The organism is Streptomyces fradiae, from assembly GCF_041270065.1.
Taxonomy (GTDB): Bacteria; Actinomycetota; Actinomycetes; order Streptomycetales; family Streptomycetaceae; genus Streptomyces.
The window spans coordinates 2586911-2612855 of sequence record NZ_CP065958.1; the positions used below are offsets into that span (position 1 = coordinate 2586911).

At 70.9% G+C, this 25945-nt stretch carries 22 protein-coding genes and 2 tRNA genes; 8 read left to right on the forward strand and 16 right to left on the reverse strand.

Annotated features, from left to right (window positions below):
- Positions 1–6 precede the first annotated feature (6 nt).
- The 3 genes from JAO84_RS11645 to JAO84_RS11655 form a co-directional block, all read right to left on the reverse strand.
- A complete protein-coding gene (locus tag JAO84_RS11645; RefSeq protein WP_370412798.1) occupies positions 7–1527 on the reverse strand; it encodes a folylpolyglutamate synthase/dihydrofolate synthase family protein in 1521 nt (506 codons plus the stop codon).
- Positions 1528–1718: 191 nt separating this feature from the next.
- Positions 1719–2879, reverse strand: a complete 1161-nt coding sequence (locus JAO84_RS11650) for a sensor histidine kinase (RefSeq protein ID WP_370412799.1) — start codon at positions 2877–2879, stop codon at positions 1719–1721.
- A 187-nt stretch (positions 2880–3066) separates the two neighbouring features.
- Positions 3067–5688: a valine--tRNA ligase gene (locus JAO84_RS11655; protein WP_370412800.1), complete on the reverse strand. Its 2622-nt coding sequence runs from the start codon at positions 5686–5688 to the stop codon at positions 3067–3069.
- A gap of 138 nt (positions 5689–5826) precedes the next feature.
- Between JAO84_RS11655 and JAO84_RS11660 the strand changes: the two genes are divergently transcribed.
- The gene (locus JAO84_RS11660) at positions 5827–6789 is read left to right on the forward strand and encodes a hypothetical protein (protein WP_370412801.1); all 963 of its coding nucleotides are present in this window, start codon (positions 5827–5829) and stop codon (positions 6787–6789) included.
- Between the two features lie 90 nt (positions 6790–6879).
- Here the strand turns inward: JAO84_RS11660 and clpX are convergent, their stop codons facing one another.
- The 5 genes from clpX to JAO84_RS11685 form a co-directional block, all read right to left on the reverse strand.
- Positions 6880–8163, reverse strand: coding sequence for an ATP-dependent Clp protease ATP-binding subunit ClpX (gene clpX, locus JAO84_RS11665; RefSeq protein ID WP_128980430.1), 1284 nt, complete (start codon positions 8161–8163; stop codon positions 6880–6882).
- A gap of 165 nt (positions 8164–8328) precedes the next feature.
- A complete protein-coding gene (locus JAO84_RS11670) occupies positions 8329–8991 on the reverse strand; it encodes an ATP-dependent Clp protease proteolytic subunit (RefSeq protein ID WP_265862391.1) in 663 nt (220 codons plus the stop codon).
- A 63-nt stretch (positions 8992–9054) separates the two neighbouring features.
- The gene (locus JAO84_RS11675; protein WP_265862392.1) at positions 9055–9672 is read right to left on the reverse strand and encodes an ATP-dependent Clp protease proteolytic subunit; all 618 of its coding nucleotides are present in this window, start codon (positions 9670–9672) and stop codon (positions 9055–9057) included.
- Between the two features lie 286 nt (positions 9673–9958).
- On the reverse strand, positions 9959–11338 hold the full coding sequence (gene tig, locus JAO84_RS11680) for a trigger factor (RefSeq protein ID WP_265862394.1): 1380 nt from the start codon (positions 11336–11338) through the stop codon (positions 9959–9961).
- A 164-nt stretch (positions 11339–11502) separates the two neighbouring features.
- A tRNA-Pro gene (locus tag JAO84_RS11685) sits at positions 11503–11579 on the reverse strand.
- A 129-nt stretch (positions 11580–11708) separates the two neighbouring features.
- On the opposite strand from JAO84_RS11685, the gene JAO84_RS11690 reads away from it, so the two are divergent.
- Positions 11709–11782 (forward strand) — tRNA-Gly (locus JAO84_RS11690).
- Between the two features lie 51 nt (positions 11783–11833).
- On the opposite strand, the gene JAO84_RS11695 is transcribed toward JAO84_RS11690, so the two are convergent.
- The 3 genes from JAO84_RS11695 to JAO84_RS11705 form a co-directional block, all read right to left on the reverse strand.
- Positions 11834–12028, reverse strand: coding sequence for a hypothetical protein (locus JAO84_RS11695; RefSeq protein ID WP_265862396.1), 195 nt, complete (start codon positions 12026–12028; stop codon positions 11834–11836).
- Between the two features lie 170 nt (positions 12029–12198).
- On the reverse strand, positions 12199–12660 hold the full coding sequence (locus JAO84_RS11700) for an HD domain-containing protein (RefSeq protein ID WP_370412802.1): 462 nt from the start codon (positions 12658–12660) through the stop codon (positions 12199–12201).
- Between the two features lie 3 nt (positions 12661–12663).
- Complete coding sequence (locus JAO84_RS11705) at positions 12664–13809, reverse strand: PP2C family protein-serine/threonine phosphatase (protein WP_370412803.1); 1146 nt, start codon at positions 13807–13809, stop codon at positions 12664–12666.
- Positions 13810–13916: 107 nt separating this feature from the next.
- On the opposite strand from JAO84_RS11705, the gene JAO84_RS11710 reads away from it, so the two are divergent.
- Positions 13917–15155: a GNAT family N-acetyltransferase gene (locus JAO84_RS11710; protein WP_370412804.1), complete on the forward strand. Its 1239-nt coding sequence runs from the start codon at positions 13917–13919 to the stop codon at positions 15153–15155.
- Positions 15156–15159: 4 nt separating this feature from the next.
- On the opposite strand, the gene JAO84_RS11715 is transcribed toward JAO84_RS11710, so the two are convergent.
- A complete protein-coding gene (locus JAO84_RS11715; RefSeq protein ID WP_370412805.1) occupies positions 15160–15978 on the reverse strand; it encodes an Fpg/Nei family DNA glycosylase in 819 nt (272 codons plus the stop codon).
- A complete protein-coding gene (locus tag JAO84_RS11720; protein ID WP_370412806.1) occupies positions 15978–16472 on the reverse strand; it encodes a ribose-5-phosphate isomerase in 495 nt (164 codons plus the stop codon). Before JAO84_RS11720 ends, JAO84_RS11715 begins: the two co-directional genes overlap by 1 nt.
- A gap of 217 nt (positions 16473–16689) precedes the next feature.
- Here JAO84_RS11720 and JAO84_RS11725 point away from each other — a divergent pair, with 217 nt between their 5' ends.
- Together JAO84_RS11725 and JAO84_RS11730 are read left to right on the forward strand one after the other, a co-directional pair.
- Complete coding sequence (locus JAO84_RS11725; protein ID WP_370412808.1) at positions 16690–18150, forward strand: amino acid permease; 1461 nt, start codon at positions 16690–16692, stop codon at positions 18148–18150.
- Between the two features lie 66 nt (positions 18151–18216).
- A complete protein-coding gene (locus JAO84_RS11730; protein ID WP_370412809.1) occupies positions 18217–19515 on the forward strand; it encodes an FAD-binding oxidoreductase in 1299 nt (432 codons plus the stop codon).
- Between the two features lie 27 nt (positions 19516–19542).
- Here JAO84_RS11730 and JAO84_RS11735 read toward each other — a convergent pair whose 3' ends face one another.
- Complete coding sequence (locus JAO84_RS11735) at positions 19543–20139, reverse strand: biotin transporter BioY (protein ID WP_370412810.1); 597 nt, start codon at positions 20137–20139, stop codon at positions 19543–19545.
- A gap of 254 nt (positions 20140–20393) precedes the next feature.
- Between JAO84_RS11735 and JAO84_RS11740 the strand changes: the two genes are divergently transcribed.
- Together JAO84_RS11740 and JAO84_RS11745 are read left to right on the forward strand one after the other, a co-directional pair.
- Positions 20394–21788: an amino acid permease gene (locus tag JAO84_RS11740; RefSeq protein ID WP_370412811.1), complete on the forward strand. Its 1395-nt coding sequence runs from the start codon at positions 20394–20396 to the stop codon at positions 21786–21788.
- Positions 21789–21905: 117 nt separating this feature from the next.
- Positions 21906–23354, forward strand: a complete 1449-nt coding sequence (locus JAO84_RS11745; RefSeq protein ID WP_370412812.1) for an amino acid permease — start codon at positions 21906–21908, stop codon at positions 23352–23354.
- 73 nt (positions 23355–23427) lie between these two features.
- Here JAO84_RS11745 and JAO84_RS11750 read toward each other — a convergent pair whose 3' ends face one another.
- A complete protein-coding gene (locus JAO84_RS11750; RefSeq protein WP_370412813.1) occupies positions 23428–24324 on the reverse strand; it encodes a hypothetical protein in 897 nt (298 codons plus the stop codon).
- 182 nt (positions 24325–24506) lie between these two features.
- On the opposite strand from JAO84_RS11750, the gene JAO84_RS11755 reads away from it, so the two are divergent.
- Positions 24507–25151 (forward strand): superoxide dismutase, encoded by a 645-nt coding sequence (locus JAO84_RS11755; protein WP_370412814.1) that lies wholly within the window; start codon positions 24507–24509, stop codon positions 25149–25151.
- Between the two features lie 129 nt (positions 25152–25280).
- Here the strand turns inward: JAO84_RS11755 and JAO84_RS11760 are convergent, their stop codons facing one another.
- A complete protein-coding gene (locus JAO84_RS11760) occupies positions 25281–25916 on the reverse strand; it encodes a DsbA family protein (RefSeq protein WP_265862414.1) in 636 nt (211 codons plus the stop codon).
- Positions 25917–25945: the final 29 nt, after the last annotated feature.

Here is a 25945-nt window from a genome sequence, read left to right on the forward strand (position 1 = left end):
CCCGCCTCAGCCCCTCTTGAGCAGCAGCCGGGCGTCGCCGACCGTGAAGATCGAACCGGTCACGAGGACTCCCGCGCCCGCATACTCGCCCTCTTCCTCGGCGAGGGTGATCGCCGTCTCCAGGGCGTCGTCGAGCCGCGGCTCGACCACCACGCGGTCCTCGCCGAAGACCTCGACGGCCAGCGCGGCGAGCGCGTCGACGTCGGTGGCCCGCGGGTTGGAGTTCGCGGTGATCACGACCTCCGCGAAGATCGGCTCGAAGGCCTCCAGGAGCCCCTTCGCGTCCTTGTCGCCGCTGGTGGACACCACGCCGATGAGCCGCGAGAAGCCGAACGCCTCGCTGACGCCGTCGGCGGTGGCGCGGGCGCCGTGCGGGTTGTGCGCGGCGTCCAGGATCACCGTCGGCGACTTGCGCACGACCTCCAGGCGGCCGGGCGAGGCCACCTGGGCGAAGGCCCGGCGGACGGTGTCGAGGTCGAGGGTGCGGGCGTGCTGCGCGCCGATGCCGAAGAAGGCCTCGACGGCGGCGAGCGCCACGGCCGCGTTGTGCGCCTGGTGCGCACCGTGCAGCGGCAGGAACACGTTGTCGTACTCGCCGCCGAGGCCGCGCAGGGTGAGGAGCTGGCCGCCGACCGCGATCTCGCGGGAGACGACGCCGAACTCCATGCCCTCGCGGGCCACGGTCGCGTCCACGTCGACGGCCTTCTTCAGGAGCACCTGCGCCGCGTCGACCGGCTGCTGGGCCAGGATCACGGTCGCGCCCTGCTTGATGACCCCGGACTTCTCGCCGGCGATCTCGGCGGGCGTCTCGCCGAGCCGGTCGGTGTGGTCGAGGTCGATCGGGGTGACGACGGCGACGGAGGCGTCGATGACGTTCGTCGCGTCCCAGGTGCCGCCCATGCCGACCTCGACGACGGCCGCGTCGACCGGGGCGTCGGCGAAGGCCGCGTACGCCATTCCGGTGAGGACCTCGAAGAAGGAGAGCCGGTACTCCTCGCGGGCGTCGACCAGCTCCACGTACGGCGCGATGTCCCGGTAGGTCTCGACGAACCGCTCCGGGGCGATCGGGGCGCCGTCCAGGCTGATGCGCTCGGTGATGGTCTGCACATGCGGCGAGGTGTAGCGGCCGGTGCGCAGGTCGAAGGCGCCGAGCAGGGCCTCGATCATGCGGGCGGTGGAGGTCTTGCCGTTGGTGCCGGTGATGTGGATCGACGGGTACGCGCGCTGCGGCTCGCCGAGCACGTCCATCAGCGCGGCGATCCGCGTGACGGAGGGCTCCAGCTTGGTCTCGCCCCAGCGGGTGGACAGCTCGGTCTCGACCTCGCGCAGCGCCTTGGCGACCTCGGGGTCGGCCGGCGCGCTCGGCACCGGGTCGCCCTGCGGCGGGCCGCCCATGGTGCGCAGGGTGCGGCTGCCGGCCTCGATCACCGCCAGGTCGGGGTCGCGGTCGGTCTCGTTGTCGACGATGTCGTCGAACAGGTCGTCGCTGGGATCGCGCGGGTCGGTCGGGTCGCTCGGCTCACTCACGCGTCCAGTCTACGGAGCGCCACCGACAGGACCCGACGGGACCCGACGAGGACCTCGGCCGGGCGGCGCGGGCGCCGGGGTCGCGGGGCCGCGACGGCCCCGGGCGGACGCAGGCCTGCCCGGCGCAGCCGGCGCGGACCACGGCCCGCGAGGCCCCGGGACGGACGCCCGGCCCAGGCGGGCTCGCCTCGCTACCGAAGGCCCGCCGGCAGCGCGGCCCGCACCACGTACGCGCCGTGCTCGCGCCCGGCGTTCAGGGTGCCGCCCATGCTGGTGACGCGTTCGGCCATGGAGACCAGGCCGGTGCCGGTGGAGACGGGGGCGCGGGTGGGCGGGGCCGGCGGGAGGGGGTTGCGGACCTCGACGCGGAGGTCGTCGGGGTCCTCGACGGTGATCGTGACAGTGACCGGGAGGCCGGGGGCGTGCTTGGCGGCGTTCGTGAGGCACTCGCGGACCACCCGGTGGACGGCCGTCTGGCGCAGCGGTGACAGGGCCTTCGCCTCCTCGGCGACCTCCAGGTGGACCGGGCTGCCCATCCGCTCGCTCTCCTCGGCGAGCGCGGCGAGACCGTCGGGGCCGTCCAGGCCGGGCGCGGCGGCGCCGTCGTCGCCGCGCCGCACGATCGTCTCGTTGAGCATCCGGTGGGCCCGCCGCGCGGTGTCCGCGAGCTCCTCGAAGTCCTGCCGGTACGCCGCTCCCCCGGCGTCCCGCCTGGCCCGTACGGCGAGCACCTCGGCCCGTACCGCGAGCACCGTCAGCTCGCGGCCGACCAGGTCGTGGACGTCCCGGCCGACCGAGATCCGCTCCTCCTGGACGGCCTGCCGGGCGGCGGCCTCGCGGCGCTGGGCCTCCAGGGCGCGCACCAGATCGTGGCGGTACGCGGCGATGCCGACGCCCGCCGCGAGGACGCCGATCGGCACGACCAGGCTCAGGAAGTCGCTGAGCGTGTCGCCGTGCCGGGCGGGCCAGCCGGGCGTGTTGAAGTACGCGTAGGCGGCGGCCACGTACAGCAGCGTGGCGAGCACGGCGGTCCGCCGGCCCCGGAAGCGGCCGAGCGAGTACAGCGCGAACTGGATCATCGTCAGCTCGTGCAGCCAGCCCATCAGGACGAGCGCCACCGCGAACGGCACCCAGGGCGCCTTGCGGCGCAGCACCAGCGTGGCCGCGCCGGCGCCGAGGACCAGGGTGGCGGTGACCCCGGTGAGCGAGTTGTCCCCGCGAGCGAGCCCCGGCACGTCCAGGACCATCAGGCCGAACGCGCTCAGCGCGGCGACCACGTCCATGGCGCGGGGCGACACCGCCCACCGGTCCACGCAGCGGCGCAGCGCGGACGGGGTGGGAAGGGGAAGCATGCGTTCCATCATCCCGGGTCTTTCGTCCCGGGACGGGGGACCTGAAGTCCCGTCCGGTGTGAGATCGGGCACTTCCCACTGAAATGGGTACGAACCGGCCGCCGCGGCGACACGGAAAAGGCCCGGCACCGCGCGTGCGGTACCGGGCCCTTCCGTACTGCCTCTTACTGCTCTTACTGCCTACGGGCTACGCCTGCGGCAGGCGCTCCAGCTGCGCCTGGATGCGGGCGATGTCCTCGTCCGCCTTGGCGAGACGGCCCTTGATCTTGTCGACCACGTTGTCCGGGGCCTTGGCCAGGAACGCCTCGTTGCCGAGCTTGGCCTCGGCCTGCGCCTTCTCCTTCTCGGCGGCGGCCAGGTCCTTGGCGAGCCGCTTGCGCTCGGCGGCGACGTCGATCGTGCCCGACAGGTCGAGCGAGACCGTCGCGCCGGCGACCGGGAGGCTCGCGGTGGCGGCGAAACCCTCGCCCTCCGGCTGGAGGCGGAGCAGCTGGCGGATGGCGGCCTCGTGCGCGGCGAGCGCGGTGCCGGCCAGCTCCAGGCGGGCCGGGACCTTCTGGGCGTCCTGGAGACCCTGCTCCTTGCGGAACCGGCGAACCTCGGTGACGAGCCGCTGGACCAGCTCGATCTCGTCCTCGGCGGCCTTGTCGCGGAAGCCCGAGTCCTTCGGCCAGTCGGCGATGACCAGGGACTCGCCGCCCGTGAGGGTGGTCCACAGGGTGTCGGTGACGAACGGGACGATCGGGTGCAGCAGCCGCAGCATCACGTCCAGGACCTCGCCGAGGACACGGCCGGAGACCTTGGCCTGCTCGCCGCCGGCGAAGAACGTGGTCTTCGACAGCTCGACGTACCAGGCGAAGACCTCGTCCCACGCGAAGTGGTAGAGCGACTCGCTCAGCTTGGCGAACTGGAAGTCCTCGTAGTACGCGTCGACCTGCGCGACCGTCTCGTTGAGCCGGGACAGGATCCAGCGGTCGGTCGCCGACATCTCGGAGGCGTCCGGCAGCGGACCCTCGATCGTGGCGCCGTTCATCATCGCGAAACGGGTCGCGTTCCAGATCTTGTTGGCGAAGTTCCGGGACGCCTGGACCCAGTCCTCGCCGATCGGCACGTCCGCGCCCGGGTTGGCGCCCTTGGCCAGGGTGAAGCGGACGGCGTCGGAGCCGTACGCGTTCATCCAGTCCAGCGGGTCGACCGCGTTCGGGTTGGACTTCGACATCTTCTTGCCGAACTCGTCGCGGACGAGGCCGGTGAGGGCGACGGTCTTGAACGGGACCTCGCCGTCCATCGCGTACAGGCCGAACATCATCATCCGGGCGACCCAGAAGAAGATGATGTCGTGGCCGGTGAGCAGGACGTCGGTCGAGTAGAACTTCGCCAGGTCCGGGGTCTGCTCCGGCCAGCCGAGCGTGGAGAACGGCCACAGGCCGGAGGAGAACCAGGTGTCCAGGACGTCGGGGTCCTGGGTCCAGCCCTCGCCCGTCGGCGCCTCGTCGTCCGGTCCGAGGCAGACGACCTCGCCGTCGGGGCCGTACCAGATCGGGATGCGGTGGCCCCACCACAGCTGGCGCGAGATGCACCAGTCGTGCATGTTGTCGACCCAGTCGAAGTAGCGCTTGGAGAGCTCCTTCGGGTGGATGTCGACGGAGCCGTCGCGGACGGCGTCGCCGGCGGCCTGCGCCAGCGGGCCGACCTTGACCCACCACTGCATCGACAGACGCGGCTCGACGGTCGTCTTGCAGCGCGAGCAGTGGCCGACGGAGTGCATGTACGGGCGCTTCTCGGCGACGATCCGGCCCTGCTCCTTCAGCGCGCCGACGATCGCCGAGCGGGCCTCGAAGCGGTCCAGGCCGAGGAAGGGGCCGTGGACGGTGATGACGCCGTGCTCGTCCATGACGGTGAGCGAGGGCAGGTCGTGGCGCTGGCCGATCGCGAAGTCGTTCGGGTCGTGCGCCGGGGTCACCTTGACGGCGCCGGTGCCGAACTCCGGGTCGACGTGCGTGTCCGCGACGACCGGGATCGTACGGTCCGTCAGCGGCAGCTTGATCTGCTTGCCGATCAGGTGGGCGTACCGCTCGTCGTCCGGGTGGACGGCGACGGCCGTGTCACCGAGCATCGTCTCGGCGCGGGTCGTCGCGACGACCAGGGAGTCCTCGCCCTCGCCGTACCGGATGGAGACGAGCTCGCCGGCGTCGTCCTGGTACTCGACCTCGATGTCGGAGATCGCGGTCAGACAGCGCGGGCACCAGTTGATGATGCGCTCGGCGCGGTAGATCAGACCGTCCTCGTACAGGTCCTTGAAGATCTTCTGGACGGCCCGGGAAAGGCCCTCGTCCATGGTGAAGCGCTCGCGCGACCAGTCGAGACCGGCGCCGAGGCGGCGCAGCTGGCCGAGGATCCGGCCGCCGTACTCGTCCTTCCACTGCCAGACGCGCTCGACGAACTCCTCGCGGCCCAGGTCGTGACGGGACTTGCCCTCCTCGGCGAGCTGCTGCTCGACCTTGTTCTGGGTCGCGATGCCGGCGTGGTCCATGCCCGGCAGCCACAGCGTCTCGAAGCCCTGCATGCGCTTGCGGCGGGTGAGGGCGTCCATCAGCGTCACCTGGAAGGCGTGGCCCAGGTGCAGGGCGCCGGTGACGTTCGGCGGCGGGATGACGATGGTGTACGGCGGCTTGTCGGACTTCGCGTCGGCCTCGAAGTAGCCGCGCTCCACCCAGCGCTCGTACAGCGGCCCCTCTACCTCGGCCGGCGTGTACTGGGTCGGCAATTCGGTGGTGGCTGCTGTCTGCTGCTGAGTGTTCTCGGTCACGGGCCCAGTTTAGGGGTGTCCCGGAGCTGTCCTGAAACTCGATTGTTCCGTAACGGTGTGCCCCCCAGCGCTCCGGCCCGTCGCGGCTTCCGACAGGATGTTCGCTACGCATAAACATCCTGTGAGGGGAACCTGTCCATGAGCTACAACCAGCCGGGCCCGTACGGCGGCGGCCAGCCGAACCCCTACGGCCAGCAGCAGCCCGGCCCGTACGGCGGCCAGCCGAACCCTTACGGCCAGCAGCCCGCCCCGCAGCCGGGCTACGGCTACCCGCAGCAGGCCCCGCAGGGCGCCCCGTACGGCTACCCCCAGCAGCCCCAGCAGCCCGGCCCCTACGGCCAGCCGCAGCAGCCCCCGTACGGCGCCCCGCAGGGCCCGGGCGGATACCTGCCGCAGCCGCCGGCGCCGAAGAAGTCCAAGGCGGGCTGGGTCATCGGCGGCATCGCGGTCGTGGCGGCGATCGGTGTGGGCGCGTACTTCGTCCTGGGCGGGGGCGGCGCGGGGAACAGCGCGGTGAGCGACGACACCAAGGGGTACAAGCTGACCGCCCCGACGACGGTGGGCGAGTACAAGAGCACCGGGGCGGCGCCCAAGCCGACCACCCTGAACGCCGAGCAGAAGGCCCGTGCCGAGGCGCTGGGCGTGAAGAACCCCGCCCAGGTCTTCGCCCAGTACAAGAACGACACCGCGCCGCTCAAGGGCAAGCAGCTCAGCTTCAGCGGTCTGTACGGCGAGATCGCCGACCCGGACAAGACCATCGACAACTACTTCGCCAGCATCGGGAAGAACCCCGAGGCCAAGCAGCTCGGCATCACGTACGAACTCGTCGGCACCGCCGAGGTCGTGGAGCCCGCCGGTTTCGAGGGCGCGCTGATGAAGTGCCAGAACGTGAAGATGACCAACGAGAAGAGCACCGGCTCGGCGGCCCTCGGCCCCAAGACGATGGAGGCCCCGACCTGCATCTGGGCCGACTACTCGACCGTCGGCTCGGTCAATCTGATCGATCTGTCGACCATGATGACGGGCGGCGCGGCGCTCCCGCAGTCCGAGGTGGCCGACCTCGCGGCGAAGCTCTACAACACGGCGCGCAGCAAGGCCTGATCGGGTACGGATATGAAGAGGGGCGCCCCACCAGTCCGGTGGGGCGCCCCTCTTGGTGCCGCTTCGTGTCGCTTCGTGTCCCTACGGCGCTTACGCGCTCTTCTCGTGACGGCCGTCGTTCTTCACGATGCGCGGGACCAGCGTCGGGTTGACGTTGTCGCGGACCACGTCCGCCGTGATGACCACGCGGGCCACGTCCTTACGGGACGGGACCTCGTACATCACCGACTGGAGGACCTCCTCCATGATGGCGCGCAGGCCGCGCGCGCCGGTGCCGCGGAGGATGGCCTGGTCGGCGATGGCCTCCAGGGCCGGGCGGTCGAAGTCCAGCTCGACGCCGTCGAGTTCGAAGAGGCGCTGGTACTGCTTCACCAGCGCGTTGCGCGGCTCGACGAGGATCTTGAGCAGGGCCTCTCGGTCCAGGTTGTGGACCGAGGTGATGACGGGGAGACGGCCGATGAACTCGGGGATCATCCCGAACTTCACCAGGTCCTCCGGCATGACCTCCTGGAACTGGTCGCTCGCCTCGATCTCGCGCTTGGAGCGGATGGTCGCCCCGAAGCCGATGCCCTTGGCGCCGGCCCGCGACTCGATGATCTTCTCGAGGCCGGCGAAGGCGCCGCCCACGATGAAGAGCACGTTCGTCGTGTCGATCTGGATGAACTCCTGGTGCGGGTGCTTCCGGCCGCCCTGCGGCGGGACGGAGGCCGTGGTGCCCTCCAGGATCTTCAGCAGGGCCTGCTGCACGCCCTCGCCGGAGACGTCGCGCGTGATCGACGGGTTTTCGCTCTTACGGGCGACCTTGTCGATCTCGTCGATGTAGATGATGCCGGTCTCGGCCTTCTTGACGTCGTAGTCCGCGGCCTGGATCAGCTTGAGCAGGATGTTCTCGACGTCCTCGCCGACATAGCCGGCCTCCGTCAGCGCGGTGGCGTCGGCGATGGCGAACGGCACGTTGAGCATCCGGGCCAGGGTCTGCGCCAGGAGCGTCTTGCCGGAGCCGGTCGGGCCGAGCAGCAGGATGTTGGACTTCGCCAGTTCGATGGCGTCGTCCCGGCCCTGCGCGCCGCCGTTCTCGCCGGCCTGGACGCGCTTGTAGTGGTTGTAGACCGCGACCGAGAGGGCCTTCTTCGCGGGCTCCTGCCCGACGACGTACCCCTCGAGGAACTCGTAGATCTCGCGCGGCTTGGGGAGTTCCTCCCACCGCACTTCGCTCGTCTCCGCGAGCTCTTCCTCGATGATCTCGTTGCAGAGGTCGATGCACTCGTCGCAGATGTACACACCGGGTCCTGCGATGAGCTTCTTCACCTGCTTCTGGCTCTTTCCGCAGAACGAGCACTTGAGCAGATCGCCGCCATCACCGATGCGTGCCACGAGGTGCTTCCCCTTCGCCTGGGAGCGCTTGGTTCAGCGACTCCTGGTGCCTCATATTCGACGGTACCTTGCCGGGCCCCCCGTTCGGGCCCCCCTTGGCACGGTTCACATGGATGCGATTCGGCCACACCTGCCGTGCGGACCGTGCCAGGGGAAGGTCGAGCGTCAGACCGACGCGCCCGCCGTGCTCTTGCGGGTCGAGATGATCTGGTCGATCAGGCCGTACGCGAGGGCGTCCTCGGCGGTCAGGATCTTGTCGCGCTCGATGTCGTCGCGGATCTTCTCGATGGGGGTCGAGGAGTGCTTGGCCAGCATCTCCTCCAGCTGGGTGCGCATGCGCAGGATCTCGTTGGCCGCGATCTCCAGGTCGGAGAGCTGCTCACGGCCGGTGCCGCCGGAGGGCTGGTGGATCAGCACGCGCGCGTTCGGCAGGGCCATCCGCTTGCCGGGGGTGCCGGCGGCGAGCAGCACGGCCGCGGCGGAGGCCGCCTGACCCATGCAGACCGTCTGGATGTCCGGCTTCACGAACTGCATCGTGTCGTAGATGGCCGTCAGCGCGGTGAAGGAGCCACCGGGGCTGTTGATGTAGATCGAGATGTCGCGGTCCGGGTCCATCGACTCCAGGCACAGCAGCTGCGCCATGACGTCGTTGGCGGAGGCGTCGTCGATCTGCACGCCGAGGAAGATCACGCGCTCCTCGAACAGCTTCGCGTACGGGTCGTACTCGCGCACGCCCTGCGAGGTGCGCTCCACGAAGCGCGGGACGACATAGCGGTTGTCCATCGGCGCGCCGGTGTAGAGGCCGCTCGCGGAGAGGTTGTTCTGCATCTGGGTGTTCACCGTCCTGGTGGCGTTCGGCGGGGGTGGGGCTCTGGAGCGGGCTGCCTGGGCTCAGGCGCCCGTGCCGCCGCCGCCCGGGACACCCGCGGCGTGGGTGATGATGTCGTCGATGAGGCCGTACTCCTTGGCCTCCTGCGCGGTGAACCAGCGGTCGCGGTCGCCGTCGCGGATGATCGTCTCGACGGTCTGGCCGGAGTGGTGCGCGGTGATCTCGGCCATCCGCTTCTTCGTACGGAGCAGGTACTCGGCCTGGATCTTGATGTCCGAGGCGGTGCCGCCGATGCCGGCGGAGCCCTGGTGCATCAGGACGTCGGTGTTCGGGAGCGCGAAGCGCTTGCCGGCGGTGCCGCCGGTGAGCAGGAACTGGCCCATGGAGGCCGCCATGCCCATACCGATCGTCACGACGTCGTTGGGGATGTACTGCATGGTGTCGTAGATGGCCATGCCGGCCGTCACCGAGCCACCGGGGCTGTTGATGTAGAGGAAGATGTCCTTCTCCGGGTCGGCGGCCAGGAGGAGCATCTGCGCGGTGATCTTGTTCGCGATCTCGTCGTCGACCTGCTGGCCGAGGAAGATGATCCGCTCGCCGAGCAGCCGGTTGTAGACATGGTCGCCGAGGCCGCCACCGATGGACGGCTCACCCGCGGCGTAAGGCTTCAGATTCGTCACGTATCCACCTGCTCGTCTCCGACGGCCCCAAGCCGTCTCGCGTCTCGTTCTGAGGGCACTGCCCCCGTATTCATGGACCCTAACGCGCAGGTAGGACAACGCCATCCCGGTTCCCGAACTGTTCGCTGGGAGCGCAAGGTAGTTGGGCACGCATGAACGGGTCACCACGGGGCCAGGCGGTGCGGCAGGCCGCAGGTCCCGGTACGTCCACGGGCCCGGGCGCACGATCGTGCGTCCGGGCCCGTGGCGCGGCGTTCGGCGGGCGGCGCGGGCCGCCCGGAGAGCCTTACTTGTCCTCGGCGACCTCGGCCTCGCCGGTGACGGCCTCGACCGTCTCCGTGGCCTGCTCCTCGTCCTCGTCGGACAGGTCGACCTCGTTGCCGTTGGTGTCGACGACCTTGGCGGCCTCGACGACGACCGCGAGGGCCTTGCCGCGGGCGACCTCGCCGACCAGCATCGGCACCTGGCCGCCCTGGACGACGGCCTGGGCGAACTGGTCGGGGGACATGCCGGAGGAGGCGGCGCGGCGCATGAGGTGCTCGGTGAGCTCCTCCTGGTCCACGTTCAGCTTCTCCTGGGAGACCAGCTCGTCGAGCAGGAACTGGGTCTTGATGCCCTTGACCGCCTGCTCCTTGGTCTCGGCCTCGAACTCCTCGACCGTCTTGCCCTGGAACTCCAGGTACTTCTCGAGGGTCAGGCCCATCTGGCCGAGCTGGTGGTGCTCCAGGTTGTGCTTGCGGGTGTTGATCTCGTCCTCGAGCAGCTTCTCGGGAACGGGGATCTCCGCGATCTCCAGGAACTTCTCCAGGACGCGCTCCTGGGCCTGGGTGGCCTGGTCGAACTGCTTCATGTTCTCGAGGCGCTTGCGGCTGTCGGCCTTGAGCTCGTCGAGGGTGTCGAACTCCGACGCCATCTGAGCGAACTCGTCGTCGAGCTCGGGGAGCTCGCGGGCGGCGACGGCGGTGACCTTGACGGTGACCTCGGCCTCCTTGCCCGCGGCCGAGCCGCCCTTCAGCTCGGAGGTGAAGGTGGCCTCGCCGCCGGCCTCCAGGCCGGTGACGGCGGCGTCGATGCCGTCGAGCAGCTCGCCGGAGCCGATGGTGTACGAGACACCGTCGGCGACACCGTCGGGCAGGACCTCGCCGTCGACCTTGGCCTGCAGGTCGATCGTGACGACGTCGCCCTCGGCGGCGGCGCGCTCGACCGGGTTCGTGGAGGCGAAGCGCTCGCGCAGCTGCTCCACGGACTTCTCGACGTCCTCGTCGGTGACCTCGATGGCGTCGACCTCGACCTCGATGCCGGAGTAGTCCGGGATCTCGATGGTCGGGCGGACGTCGACCTCGGCGGTGAAGGCCAGCAGCTCGCCGTCCTTCAGCTCCGTGATGTCGACCTCGGGCTGACCCAGCGGGTTGACCTCGGCCTCGTTCACGGCCTCGGTGTAGAACTTCGGAAGGGCGTCGTTGACGGCCTCCTCCAGCACCGCACCGCGGCCGAAGCGCTGGTCGATGACGCGCGCGGGGATCTTGCCCTTGCGGAAGCCCTTGACCGTGACCTGCTGGTTGATCTTCTTGTACGCCGCGTCGAGGCTGTCCTTGAGCTCCTCGAAGGGCACCTCGACAGTGAGCCGAACCCGGGTCGGGTTCAGGGTCTCCACGGCGCTCTTCACGGTTAGGTCTCCTTGATGGCTGATTCCTGGTTTCCGGCGGCACCGCCAGGGGCGGTTCCGGCCGATCGGCCCGGTCAGAGAGACACACGGGCACGCAGCTTGCATAGTAACCGCAAGCAGTGGGCGCCCCACAACGTGATCTTGGCTGGTCACGTGTTCCTGGCTGGTCGGGGTGGCGGGATTTGAACCCACGGCCTTCCGCTCCCAAAGCGGACGCGCTACCAAGCTGCGCCACACCCCGTCGGTGCGACACGTAGGGTACATGGACGGAGACGGTGCGACGCCCCCCTTTCCAAGGGGTGTGCGACGACCCGTCCGGACCCGCTACGATGGCGTCCGTGCCGCGGCCCTGGCCTGCGGCTCCCTGTTTGCGGGCGTAGCTCAATGGTAGAGCCCTAGTCTTCCAAACTAGCTACGCGGGTTCGATTCCCGTCGCCCGCTCCACCGACCGAAGGCCCGCCGGACATCGTCCGGCGGGCCTTCGGCGTCAGAACGTCAGAACTTGATGCCGCCGATCGTCTGCGTTATCGAGTCGAGGAAGCGCTGGATGTCGTCGGCCATGCCCGTGGAGGCGAGGAAGAAGCCGAAGAGCACCGCGACGACGGCCGGTCCGGCCTTGAGGTTTCCGCCGCGGATCAGCACCACCAGGATGATCGCCAACAGCAGCACCACAGACAGTGAAATGGCCACAACTGATCACACCCTCGGTCGGTCCGCCTTGCCGCCCGGGAGCGCACGTCACAGAACACCCCCGCCGCATCTATCGTGCCACCAACTACCTGCCCGCTGCGGCCGGGTGACGAATCGTTGATGCACGGATCCGGCCGACGTGACGTATTTCTCGTCCGCCGGCCGTCCCCTCAGGCGGGCCGGGTGAGGCCCAGAAGGGCCCGCACGCGCGCGTACTTGGCGGTGAGGCGGTCCCTGGTCGCGGGGTCGAGGACGGCGAGCCGGGCCGGGTCGGCGTTGTGGGCGAGGTCGGCCTCCTTGACCAGGAGGGCGCCCGGGGTGGCCAGAATGCGACGGGTGTACTCCTCGACGGGCTCGCCGGGGCGCTTGGTGAGGGCGCGGACCATGGCCTTGACCTCCGCCGGCAGTGCGGCGCCGGTCAGCCACTCCTCGGACAGGGCGTCGTCCTCGACGCTGTCGTGCAGCCAGCCGGCCGCGATCTGCGCCTCGCTGCCGCCCCGGGCCCGCACCCCCTCGGCGACGGCCCTCAGGTGCTCCGCGTAGGGGCGGCCCGCCTTGTCGGTCTGCCCGGCGTGGGCGGCGACGGCGAGGGCCTCGATCTCGGCCAGGGTGAGGTACGGGGTGTCGGTCATTTCTCAACCCCCCCGGCTGATCAGGAGCAGCGCGCGGTCGTCGTTGACGTCCTTGGCGCAGGCCTCGATGAGGTGCCAGGCGGCGCCCTCGAAGCCGCCGGCGACATGGCGGTCGGCCTCGCCGGTGAGGCGGTCGATGCCCTCGGCGATGTCGCGGTCGGGACTCTCGACGAGGCCGTCGGTGAAGAGCATCAGGACGTCGCCGGGGCGCAGGGAGCCCTTGACCGGGTGGAACTCGGCGCCGTCGTACACGCCGAGCAGCGGTCCGTCGGCGTCCTTCTCCTCCCAGCGGCCGGTGCCGGCGTGCAGTTGGAGCGCGGGCAGATGGCCGGCGGAGAGGAGTTCGTAGTCGCCGGACTCCAGGTCGAGGACGAGGTGGACGGAGGTGGCGAAGCCCTCGTCCCAGTCCTGGCGGAGCAGATAGCCGTTGGCGGCGGGCAGGAAGCCGTGCGGGGGCAGCGAGCCGAGGAGACCGCCGAAGGCGCCGGAGAGCAGCAGGGCGCGGGAGCCGGCGTCCATGCCCTTGCCGGAGACGTCGGTGAGGACGACTTCGAGGGTGCGGCCGCCGTGGGTGCGGGCGGCGACGACGAAGTCGCCGGAGAAGGACTGGCCGCCGGCCGGGCGGAGCGCCATCTCGCGGTGCCAGCCGGCCGGCAGCCGGGGCAGCGCGCTCTGCACCCGGATGCGTTCGCGCAGGTCGAAGAGCATGGTGCCGCCGCGCCGCCAGGGCACGCCGACGCGGGCCCGGAACTGGGCGATGAGCAGGCCGAAGAGTCCGCAGGCGGCGACGACGAGGACGGTGCCGGGGGTGACCCGGGCGGGGCCCTGGGTGTAGGGGCCGAGGACGACGGACTCGACGATGAGCGCGCCGGCCGCCGCAGCGTACAGGCCGAGCAGGCTGGCGGGCCGCAGCAGCAGCCCGCCGGCGACGATCGGCAGGACGAGGGCGACGGGCGAGCACCACACCGGGTCGACGAGCGAGCCGGCGGTGATGGCGGGGACGGTGAGGAGGAGTCCGGCGAGCGCGATCCAGTCGGAGCCGTCGCCGCGGAAGTAGTCGACCCCGCTCCGGCGCAGCGCGACGCGGGCCCGGCGGGCGCGCCTGCGCATCCGGGCCGCGTACGAGTCCACTGCGCCGCGACGTCCCATTGGCCTGGACCCTATCCACCCGGTCGGAGCTCGTGCAGGGGGACCCAGGTGACAACGTGTACGAAATCGGGTCGCGTCGGGTCAGGAGACGCTGATATCGATGGCATATGACGACTGAACTGCGGATGCTCGACGCTGCCGAGTGGGACGACTGGTACGCGGTCCTTGAACGCGCGTTCGGCGGCGTCCCGGAGGCCGACGAGGAGCGCAAGCTCTGGCAGGAGCTCACCGAGCACGAGCGGTTCCTCGGCGCCTGGGACGGGGACCGGTGCGTGGGCACGGCGGGCGCCTTCTCCTTCCGCCTGTCGGTGCCCGGCGGGCGCGTGGTGCCGGCGGCGGGCGTGACGATGGTGAGCGTGGCCGGCACGCACCGGCGGCGCGGGATCCTCACCTCGATGATGCGGCGCCAGCTGGAGGACGTACGGAGCTGGGGCGAGCCGCTGGCGGTCCTGACGGCCTCGGAGCCGGTGATCTACGGCCGCTTCGGCTACGGGGCGGCGACGTTCGCGGCGCACGCGACGATCGATACGACCCGGGTGCGGCTGGAGGTGCCGGAGGGCCCGGAGGGCGTGGACGGGATCGCGCTGCGGGTGACGACGCCGACGGAGGCGCTCGACGCGACCGAGGCGGTGTACGCGAAGCTGGTCGCCGGCCGGCCCGGGATGCTGGAGCGGCGCCCCGGCTGGGAGCGCCTTGCGCTGCTCGACCCGCCGGGCGACCGGGCGGGCGCCTCGCCGCGCCTGTGCGTGCTCGCGGAGCGGGACGGGGAGGTCGTCGGCTACGCGCACTACGCGGTCAAGCCGGACTGGTCCTTCGCGGGCGCGGACGGCTCCGTGTCGGTGCACCAGCTGGCCGGGCTCGACCCGGTGGCGGAGGCGGCGCTGTGGCGGTACCTGTGCTCGGTGGACCTGACGGCGCGGGTGAAGGTGCACAGCCGGCCGGTGGACGACGCCTGGCAGCACCTGGTGTCGGACATCCGGCGCTGCGAGCCGACGCTGCGCGAGATCCTCTTCGTGCGGCTCGTGGACGTGGGCGGGGCGCTGGCGGCGCGGACGTATCAGGCGCCGGTGGATGTGGTGTTGGAGGTCGCGGACGCGTTCTGTCCGTGGAACGAGGGGCGTTGGCGGCTGACGGGGGACGGCACCGGAGCCAGTTGCGTCCGTACGGACGATCCTGCGGATCTGGCGCTGTCCGTGCGGGAGTTGGGGGCGGCGTACCTGGGCGGCGTGTCGCTGGTGTCGCTGGCGGCGGCGGGGCGCGTGCGCGAGCTGCGGGCGGGGGCGTTGACGGAGGCGTCCGTCGCCTTCGGGTCGCCCGTGGCGCCGTGGTTGCCGCACGGGTTCTAGCGAGCTAGGACTGTTGGCACTCCGGGCACCAGAACAGGTTCCGTGCCGCCAGTTCCGCCGTGCGGATCTCCGCGGTGCAGATGTGGCAGGGCTGGTGGGCGCGGCGGTAGACGTAGACCTCGCCGCCGTGGTCATCGACGCGGGGTGGGCGGCCCATCGCCTCGGGGGTGTGTTCGGGGCGGACCGTGTCGATGCGGTTGAGGCGGACGCCCTCGCGCATCAGCATCGCCAGGTCGGCCCAGATCGCGTCCCACTCCCCCGGGGTGAGGTCCTTGCCCGCGCGGTACGGGTCGATGCCGTGCCGGAAGAGGACCTCGGCGCGGTAGACGTTGCCGACGCCCGCGACGATCTTCTGGTCCATGAGGAGCGCGGCGACGGTCGTACGGGAGCGGGAGATGCGCTTCCAGGCGCGGCCGGGGTCGGCGTCGGCGCGGAGCGGGTCGGGGCCGAGGCGCTCGTGTATCGCCTGCTTCTCGGCGTCGGTGATGAGCGCACAGGTGGTGGGGCCGCGCAGGTCGACGTACGCGTCGGGGTTGGCCAGCCGCAGTCGGACGGTGTCCGTCGCGGGCGGGGCCGGGGCGTCGCCGAAGTTGACCTTGCCGAAGAGGCCGAGGTGGATGTGGACCCACTCGCCGCCCGGGAAGCCCGCGAAGCCGAGGAAGAGGTGCTTGCCGTGCGCCTCGGTGCGCTCCAGGACGGTGCCGTCGAGCAGGGCCGCCGAGTCGGCGAACTTGCCCTGGGGGCTGGAGACGCGCACGGACCGGCCGCCGAACCGTTCCCGGTAGTCGGCGGCCAGCCGGTGGATGGTGTGCCCTTCGGGCATCAGGCGGTGGGCTCCTGCGGGTGGTGGGCCGGGATGGCCGGGAGCTCGCCGGTGGTCTCGTACTTCGACAGCATGTCGATGCGGCGGGTGTGACGCTCGTCACCGGAGTACGGCGTGTTCAGGAAGATCTCGACGAACTTGGTCGCCTCTTCCTCGGAGTGCATCCGGGCGCCGACGGCGACCACGTTGGCGTTGTTGTGCTCGCGGCCGAGGGCGGCGGTCTGCTCGCTCCAGGCGAGGGCGGCACGGACGCCCTTGACCTTGTTGGCGGCGATCTGCTCGCCGTTGCCGGAGCCGCCGATCACGATGCCGAGGCTGCCCTCGTCGGCGGCGGTCTTCTCCGCGGCGCGCAGGCAGAACGGCGGGTAGTCGTCCTGGGCGTCGTAGATGTGGGGACCGCAGTCGACGGCCTCGTGGCCGTGGGCCTTCAGCCATTCGACGAGGTGGTTCTTGAGTTCGTAGCCGGCGTGATCGGAGCCGAGGTAGACGCGCATGTTCCGAGTGTGGCACGGCCGGGAGCGGGTAGCGGTCAGCGGGGTCGGGACCTCCGACAGGCCGTCGGAAGGACTTTGGTCCCGCCTGGTCTGGACCTTATGTCCCGCATATGTCCTGAATCACGATCCGGAATCAACTCTTCCGTACCCACCGGTCGCCCTGTTTCATGTCTCCAGCTCGCGACCCGAGCACGCCCCCACACCGAAGGAAGCGTTCATGAACACGCAGCCGACCCTGGCGAAGGAAGGCGGAGCCACCGGAAACCCCGGTGAAACCCAGCCCACCGACTCCAACGGCCTGAAGGCCGGGCTGAAGAACCGCCACCTGTCGATGATCGCCATCGGCGGTGTCATCGGCGCCGGTCTCTTCGTCGGCTCCGGCTCCGGCATCGCCGCCGCCGGTCCCGCCATCCTCCTCTCCTACGCGCTCGTCGGCGCCATGGTCGTCTTCGTGATGCGGATGCTCGGCGAGATGGCCGCCGCCCGCCCCTCCTCCGGCTCCTTCTCCGCCTACGCGGACCAGGCGCTCGGTCGCTGGGCCGGCTTCACCATCGGCTGGCTGTACTGGTTCTTCTGGGTGGTCGTGCTCGCCGTCGAGGCGACCGCCGGTGCCGTGATCCTGGAGAGCTGGATCCCGGCCGTCCCGCAGTGGGCCTGGGCGCTCATCGTGATGGTCGTGCTCACCGCGACCAACCTCGGCTCCGTCGCCTCGTACGGCGAGTTCGAGTTCTGGTTCGCCGGCATCAAGGTCGTCGCCATCGGCGCCTTCGTGGTCATCGGCCTGCTCGCCGTCTTCGGCGTACTGCCCGGCTCGGACAACCCGGGCGCCGGATTCGCGCATCTCACCGACGCCGGCGGGTTCTTCCCGATGGGCGCGGGCGCGATCCTCACCGGTGTGCTGATGGTCGTCTTCTCCTTCATGGGCTCCGAGATCGTCACCCTCGCCGCCGGCGAGTCGGAGGACCCGCAGCGCGCCGTCACCAAGGCCACCAACAGCGTGATCTGGCGGATCGGCGTCTTCTACCTGGGCTCGATCTTCGTCGTCCTCACCCTGCTGCCGTGGAACGACAAGTCGATCACCGAGAAGGGCTCGTACGTCGCGGCCCTCGACTCCATCGGCATCCCGGGCGCCGGCCAGATCATGAACGTGATCGTCCTGACCGCCGTCCTGTCCTGCCTGAACTCGGGCCTCTACACCGCCTCCCGCATGGCCTTCTCCCTCGGCCAGCGCGGTGACGCGCCCAAGGCCTTCGCCCGCACCAACACCCGCGGTGTCCCGGTGGCGGCGATCCTCGCCTCGGTGGTCTTCGGCTTCGTCGCGGTCTTCTTCAACTACTGGCGCCCGGACGACGTCTTCGCCTTCCTGCTGAACTCCTCCGGCGCGGTGGCGCTGTTCGTGTGGCTGGTCATCTGCCTCACCCAGCTGCGGATGCGGAAGATCATCCTGCGCGAGTCGCCGGAGAAGCTCGTCGTGAAGATGTGGCTCTTCCCGTACCTGACCTATGCCACCGCCGCGATGATCGTCTTCGTCCTCGGCTACATGGTCTACGACGGCGGCAGCAACCGTGAGCAGGTCGTGCTCTCGCTGCTCGTCGCGGCGCTCGTCCTGGCGATCGGCCTGGTCAAGGACCGGGTCCGGAAGTCCAAGGCGCAGTCGGAGCTCGTCGACACGGTCTGAACCGCGATCACCGTCCGAACCGCGATCACCGCGATCGCTTCCCATACCTGACGGAGGCTGTCAGGTATGAGGCGGAAGCTCTCCGTACACCCACCCCCTCGGGAACGGAGAGCTTCCGTGTTTTTCCAGACCGCCTTCGCCGTCCGGCCCGACCGCCTCGTCTCCGCCACCGGGCCGGAGGACGTCCGTGCCGCCGTGCGGTACGCCGCCGAGCACGGCCTGTCCGTCACCGTCACCAGCACCGGGCACGGGCTCGGCGGGCCCGTCGAGGGCGGGGTCCTGATCGACACCCGGGCCATGGACGGGGTCGAGGTCGACCCGGTGGCCCGCACCGCGCGGATCGGCGCCGGGGCGCGCTGGGGGCAGGTGGTCGAGGCGGCCGCGCCGCACGGCCTGGCCCCGCTGAACGGCTCCTCGCCGGGCGTCGGCGCGGTCGGCTATCTCCTCGGCGGCGGGCTCGGGATCCTGGGCCGGACCCACGGCTGGGCCGCCGACCGGGTGCGCGCGGTCGACCTGGTGACGGCGGACGGCGCCGTGCGACGCCTGGTGCCGGGAGATGCGGCGTTCGGAGCGCTGCTCGGCGGCGGAGCCGTGCACCGGTTCGGCGTGGTCACCGAGGTGACCGTCGACCTGGTGCCGGTCGCGCGGCTCTACGGCGGCTCGATCGCCTTCGACGGGGCGGCGGTGGACCCGGCCGGGCTGCTGCGGGGGTACGTGCGCTGGGCCGAGGGCCTGCCGGCCGCCCTGACCTCCTCGCTCGCCGCGCTCGTCCACCCCGACGCGCCCGCTCTGCCGCCGCGGCTGCGCGGGCGGTACGTGCTCTCGGTGCGGGTCGCCTTCACGGGGGACGCCGTCGAGGGCGAGCGCCTGGTGGCGCCGCTGCGGGCGCTCGGACCCGCGCTCTCGGACTCGCTGCGGGAGCTCCCGTACAGCGAGAGCCCCTCGATCCACGCCGACCCGGACTTCCCGCACGCCTACTGGGGCGACGGGATCCTGCTGGACACGGCGGACGTCGACGCCCTGGTGGAGGTGCTGCGGCTGACCGGGCCGGAGGCCGGGCGGATGGCGGTGGTGCAGCTCAACCACCTGGGCGGGGCGCTGGCCGCGGAGGGGCCGGCCTCGGTGCCGTACCGCGAGGCGGGCTGGCTGGTGCGGGCGCTGTATCCGCTGGACGAGGCGGGGGCGGCGCCCGTACGGGAGCTGCACGCGCGCGTGGAGGCGGCGCTGGCGCCGCGGACCCTCGGCCGCGCGGTGAACTTCGTGTTCGGCGACCGGGAGCGCACGGAGGGGCTGTACGACCCGGAGACGGCGAAGAGGCTCGCCGCGGTCAAGTCGGAGCTCGATCCGGCGAACCTCTTCGGGTGAACGCAGAAAGAAGGAAGGAAGGGATGGTCAGCCCTGGCGGCCGCCGACCAGCTTCCAGGAGGCGGGCAGCAGGCCCATGGCCAGGGCCGCCTTCAGGGCGTCGCCGATGAGGAAGGGCGTCAGGCCCGCGGCGACGGCCTGGCCGAAGGACATGCCGGTGGCGAGGGCCAGGTAGGGCACGCCGACCGCGTAGATGATCGCGGAGCCGAGCACCATCGTGCCGGCCGTGCGCAGCACCGAGCGGTCGGCGCCGCGGCGGGCGAGGCCGCCGACCACGGTGGCGGCGAGCAGCATGCCGAGGATGTAGCCGAAGGACGGCATGGCCCAGCCCGAGGACGCCTCGGCGAACCACGGCACGCCCGCCATGCCGGCGACGGCGTACAGCGCGAGGGAGAGGAAGCCGCGGCGGGCGCCGAGGGCGGTGCCGACGAGCAGGGCGGCGAAGGTCTGGCCGGAGACCGGGACCGGGGAGCCCGGGACGGGCACGGTGAGCTGCGCGGCGAGGCCGGTGAGCGCGGCGCCGCCGACGACGAGCGCGAGGTCGCGGACGCGGCTCGCCGGGATCAGGTCGGCGAGGACCGTACCGGAACGGAGGGAGGAGACGGGGGCGGCGGCGGTGCTCATCGGTACTCCGCGGGGCGAGGGGACAGGGGCAGGCTCGACCGTATGCCAGGAGTGAACGCCCGATCACGGTCAGCCGCCCACAAAGCCCGGGGCGCGCTCTTCGTGGAGATCGAACAAGTCGGCCGCTCACGCCCGCGCGCCACGTGACGCTCGTCACGGGGAAGACCTGCCAGGAGGTCCCTTTTGCGTCGGCGCCGCCTCAACGGAGAGACTGTGGGGTCCCCATAAACAACCGAAGAGCGTGAGCCCCCCACATGCACGACGCACCACCCGCCCCGCCGTCCCGCCTGGCCCCCGAACCGGAGCCGCTCTCGCACGGGCTGAAGCAGCGTCATCTGACGATGCTGGGCCTGGGCGGGGTGATCGGCGCCGGTCTGTTCGTCGGTTCGGGCGCGGGCATCGCGGTCGCGGGTCCCGGGATCGTCGTCTCGTATCTGCTCGCGGGCGCGCTGGCGATGCTGGTCATGCGGATGCTGGGCGAGATGTCCGCGGCGATGCCGGCCTCCGGCGCGTTCTCGGTGCACGCGGAGCGGGCGCTCGGGCGCTGGGCGGGCTTCTCGGTGGGCTGGCTGTACTGGTTCCTGCTCGTCGTGGTGCTCGCGGTGGAGGCGACGGGCGCGGCCCGGATCGCGCACGGCTGGGTGCCCGGAGTGCCGCAGTGGGGCTGGGTGCTGGTCTTCATGCTGGTGTTCACGGCGGCCAACCTGGCGGCGGTGAAGAACTTCGGCGAGTTCGAGTTCTGGTTCGCCGCCCTGAAGGTCGGCGCGATCGTCCTCTTCCTGGCGCTCGGGGTCCTCGCGATCGTCGGCTGGCTCCCTGACACGGATCCGGTGGGGCTCGCGAATCTGACGGGTCAGGGCGGTTTCCTGCCGCACGGCTGGTCCGGGGTGGTGTCCGGGGTCCTCGCCGTCGTCTTCGCCTTCGGCGGTCTGGAGGTCGTGACGATCGCGGCGGCCGAGTCCGACGACCCGGCGCGCAATGTGGCGCGCGCGGTGCGCAGCGCGGTGTGGCGCATCCTCTTCTTCTACGTGGGCTCGATGCTGGTGATCGTGACCCTGCTGCCGTGGACGGCGATCGAGCCGGGCGAGTCGCCGTACGTGGCGGTGCTCGACGCGATCGGGGTGCCGGGGGCCGGCCAGATCATGAACGTGGTGGTGTTCGTGGCGCTGCTCTCGGCGCTGAACGCCAACCTCTACGGCTCGTCCCGGATGGTGTTCTCGCTGGCCGAGCGCGGGGAGGCGCCGCAGGGGCTGCTGAAGGTCTCGGGCGGCGGGGTGCCGCTGCGGGCGGTGCTCGCCTCGGTGGCCTTCGGCTTCGTCTCGGTGCTGCTCAATCTGAAGTGGCCGGATTCCGTCTTCCTCTACATGCTCAACGCGGTCGGCGCGGTGCTGCTGTTCGTGTGGGCGCTGATCGCGGTGTCCCAGCTGCGGCTGCGGCGCCGGATCGAGCGGGAGGCGCCGGAGACGCTGACCCTGCGGATGTGGGGCTTCCCGTGGCTGACCTGGGTGGCGCTCGCGGCGATGGGCGTGGTGCTCGTCCTGATGCTGCTGGACGACGGGGCGCGGCCGCAGGTGCTGTGGTCGGCGGGGGCGACGGCGGCGGTCCTGGTGGTGGCGTGGGTGCGCGAGATCCGCACGGGCCGCACCTGAATCTTCACCTTGTGTGAAACCGGTGCCCGTATAGCGGACACCTGTTCCCTGTGAGCGGGGCGGCCCCACAGACTGTGGGCCACCTCCCCTGTCTCAGCTAGTGAACAGAGTTCGCCCATGTCTCGGACCACCGCGCCCGCGCCGGCCGACCGCAAGGACGGCGCGACGACCCCCACCGGGGGCCTGACCCATGGCCTCAAGCAGCGCCATCTGTCGATGATCGCGCTCGGCGGCGTCATCGGCGCCGGCCTGTTCGTCGGCTCCGGCGCCGGCATCGCCGCCGCCGGACCGTCGATCGTCCTCGCGTACACGCTCTCCGGTCTGCTCGTCATGCTCGTGATGCGCATGCTGGGCGAGATGTCGGCGGCGTACCCGTCCTCCGGCTCGTTCTCCTCGCACGCCGAGCGGGCCTTCGGCTCGTGGGCGGGCTTCGCCTCCGGCTGGGCGTTCTGGGTGCTGCTCAGCGTGGCCGTCGGTCTGGAGGGCATCGGCGCGGCGAAGATCGTCACCGGCTGGCTGCCCGGCACGCCCGAGTGGGCCTGGGTCGCGCTCTTCATGCTGGTGTTCTGCGGCACCAACCTGGCGGCCGTGAAGAACTTCGGCGAGTTCGAGTTCTGGTTCGCCGCCCTGAAGGTCGGCGCGATCGCGCTCTTCCTCGGCCTCGGCGTGCTCGCCATCACGGGCGTGCTGCCCGGCACCGACTCCCCCGGCACCGCCAACCTCTTCGGCCAGGGCGGCTTCCTGCCCAACGGCAGTGAGGGCCTGGTCATCGGCCTGCTCGCCTCGGTCTTCTCGTACGGCGGCATGGAGACCGTCACCATCGCCGCCGCCGAGTCCGACAACCCCGTCCAGGGCGTCGCGAAGGCCGTGCGCACCGCGATGTGGCGCATCTCGCTCTTCTACATCGGCTCGATGGCCGTCGTCGTCACCCTCATCCCGTGGGACGACAAGGCGGTCGTCGAGAAGGGCCCGTACGTCGCCGCCCTCGACCACCTGGGCATCCCCGGCGCCGGCCAGATCATGAACGTCGTGGTCCTGGTCGCCCTGCTCTCCGCGATGAACGCCAACATCTACGGCTCCTCGCGCATCGCCTTCTCCCTGGTCGGCCGCGGCCTCGGCCCGAAGGTGCTCGGCAAGGTCTCCGCCGGCGTGCCGCGCCCGGCCGTGCTCGCCTCCTGCTTCTTCGGCTTTGTCTGCGTGGGCCTGAACTACTGGTCGCCGGACAAGATCTTCCCGTGGCTGCTCAACATGATCGGCGGCGTGATCCTGGTCGTCTGGATCTTCATCGCGGCCTCGCAGCTGGTGCTGCGCCGCCGTCTGGAGCGCGAAGCGCCCGAGAAGCTGGTCGTGCGGATGTGGCTCTACCCGGGCCTGACCTATGTCGCCCTGGCCGGGATGGCGGTCATCTTCTTCCTGATGGCCCGCGAGGCGGACACCCGCGTGCAGCTGTACGCGACGGGCGCGATGACGCTGGTCCTCGCCGTGATCGGGGTGGTGCGGCAGAAGGCGCGGGCCGGTGAGCCGGCCGGTGCGGGCGCGGTGACGCCCGCGGCCGAGGAGGTCTGACGGATCCCGTCATCGGACGTGCGGTGCCCCGCCGAGCCTCTGCTCGGCGGGGCACCGTGTTTTCTGTGCGCGGTCACGCGCAGTACGGGGCGGTGCGCACGTATCCGCCCTGGTTCTCGTCGTCCGTGCCGAGCAGCGCGTCACCCGTGCCCGGCAGGCACTCCACCGCCTCGACCTTGTAGCCGGGGAAGGTGCCGAGGAGGGTGGGCGTGGGGGCGAGGGCGACCCGGACGCGGCCGGTGGCCGACAGGCTCAGCTGGCCGATGTCGCTGACGGCGGAGTCGAAGGGGCCGTCGTCACCGGCGTCCGAGGCCGAACCGGCCAGGATCCGGCCGGAGTCGGTCACCGTGAGGTCGGAGATGTGCCGGGTGCCGTCGCCCTGCGGGTACGAGGAGGTGTACGCGCGCCGGGTCACGGCGCCGAACAGCGGCTGCCCCCAGGCGGCGAAGGTGAGCGGCGCCGCGTACAGGGTGGCCGGGCGGTCCGGGCCGTCGCCGCGGTCGGCCCAGAGGGCGGCGAGCTTCCCGTCCCGGGCGACGAGCGCGAAGCTCTCGTAGTCGTCGCCCTGCCCGATCGCGGGCAGCGGGGCGTAGTCCACGACGGTGGCCGTGGCGCCGTCGACCTTGATCCGGTAGACGATGCCGCGGCTGGCGAGCGCCAGGTACTCGCCGGGCGCTCCGGGGACGGCCTCGATGGCCTCCAGGTCGTTGGGCTCGGCCCCGCTCCAGGTGAGCCGCCCGACGGCGAGGGCGCCGTCCCGGTACGAGACCCGGGAGAGCCGGGGCTGCCCGGAGCGCTTGTTGTCGTTGACGTACAGGGCGCTGTCGCTGCCCGGCCCCTCACTGGCGAGGCCGCTGACGCCGCTGCGGGCGTCGGTGCCCACCTGCTGCCAGGGGTCGGCGGCCTGGGCCGGGGTGGTGAGCAGGGCGACGAGGGCAGCGGCGACGGCGAATCTCAGGGTGAGCTTCATGCCCCGCACGCTATGGATCTTGAACGGGCCGGAACAGGGCGGACTACTCCGATCGGCGGAGCGCACGGAAGCAGTCACGGGGCGCGGTGGACCTAGGCCCGAGGGCTGATCAACTTCGACAGCACCTGCTGCTAGCCTGCACTTGCATATGATGTGCAATAAGCCTTCGGAGGGGTCGGCCCATGGCGATCTACACGCTTCCTGAACTGCCGTACGACTACGCGGCGCTGGAGCCGGTGATCAACCCGCAGATCATCGAGCTGCACCACGACAAGCACCACGCGGCCTATGTGAAGGGGGCGAACGACACCCTGGAGCAGCTGGCGGAGGCCCGCGACAAGGAGCAGTGGGGGTCGGTCAACGGCCTGGAGAAGAGCCTGGCCTTCCATCTGTCCGGCCACATCCTGCACTCGATCTACTGGAACAACATGAACAGCCCGAAGGACGGAGGCGGCGGCGAGCCGCTGGCCGCCGACGGGGTCGGCGAGCTCGCCGACGCGATCACCGAGTCCTTCGGCTCCTTCGCCGGGTTCAAGACCCAGCTGACCAAGGCCGCCGCGACCACCCAGGGCTCCGGCTGGGGCGTCCTCGCCTACGAGCCGATCAGCGGCCGGCTGATCGTCGAGCAGGTCTACGACCACCAGGGCAACGTGGGCCAGGGCTCGGTCCCGATCCTGGTCTTCGACGCCTGGGAGCACGCCTTCTACCTGCAGTACAAGAACCAGAAGGTCGACTTCATCGAGGCCATGTGGCAGGTCGTCAACTGGCAGGACGTGCAGAAGCGCTACGCCGACGCCAAGGGCCGCACCCCGCTGATCGGCATCTGAGCCTCCGCGCTCCCCGTACTCCTGCTCGTGATCGTCTTCTCAACCTTCACCGGGCAGGCGGATGAAAGAGGAACCCCCGCGATGACGTGAATCGCGGGGGTTCTTCCGTACGGCACAGGGGCGGGCGGACTACTCGAAGCTGGGGTTCGCCGTCCGGGTGCGCTTGATCTCGAAGAAGCCGGGCGTCGCGGCGACGAGCAGGGTGCCGTCCCACAGCCGGGCCGCGGCCTCGCCGCGCGGGGTCGGGGTGACCACCGGGCCGAAGAAGGAGACCTCGTCGCCGTCCGGGCCGGGCACGGAGATCACCGGGGTGCCGACGTCCTGGCCGACCTTGTCGATGCCCTCCTGGTGGGAGGCGCGCAGCTCGGTGTCGTAGGTGTCCTTGTCCATGAAGTCCGCGAGCTCGGCCGGCAGGCCGACGTCGGTGAGCGCGCCGACGACCGCCTCGCGGGTCGGGCCCTCGCCGTTGTTGTGGAACCGGGTGCCGAGCGCCGTGTAGAGCTTGCCGACGACCTCGTCGCCGTGCAGCTGCTGGGCCGCGATCACCACGCGGACCGGGCCCCAGGCCTGGGTCTCCAGCATCTCCCGGTACTGCTCGGGCAGCTCGTCGAGCCGGTTCTCGTTCAGCACGGCCAGGCTCATGACCTTCCAGCGCACGTCGACCGGGCGCACCTTCTCCACCTCCAGCATCCAGCGGGAGGTCATCCAGGCCCACGGGCACAGCGGGTCGAAGAAGAACTCTGCGGTGGTCCTGCTCTCGGACATGAAGTCTCCTCGGCAAAAGGTCTCGGTCA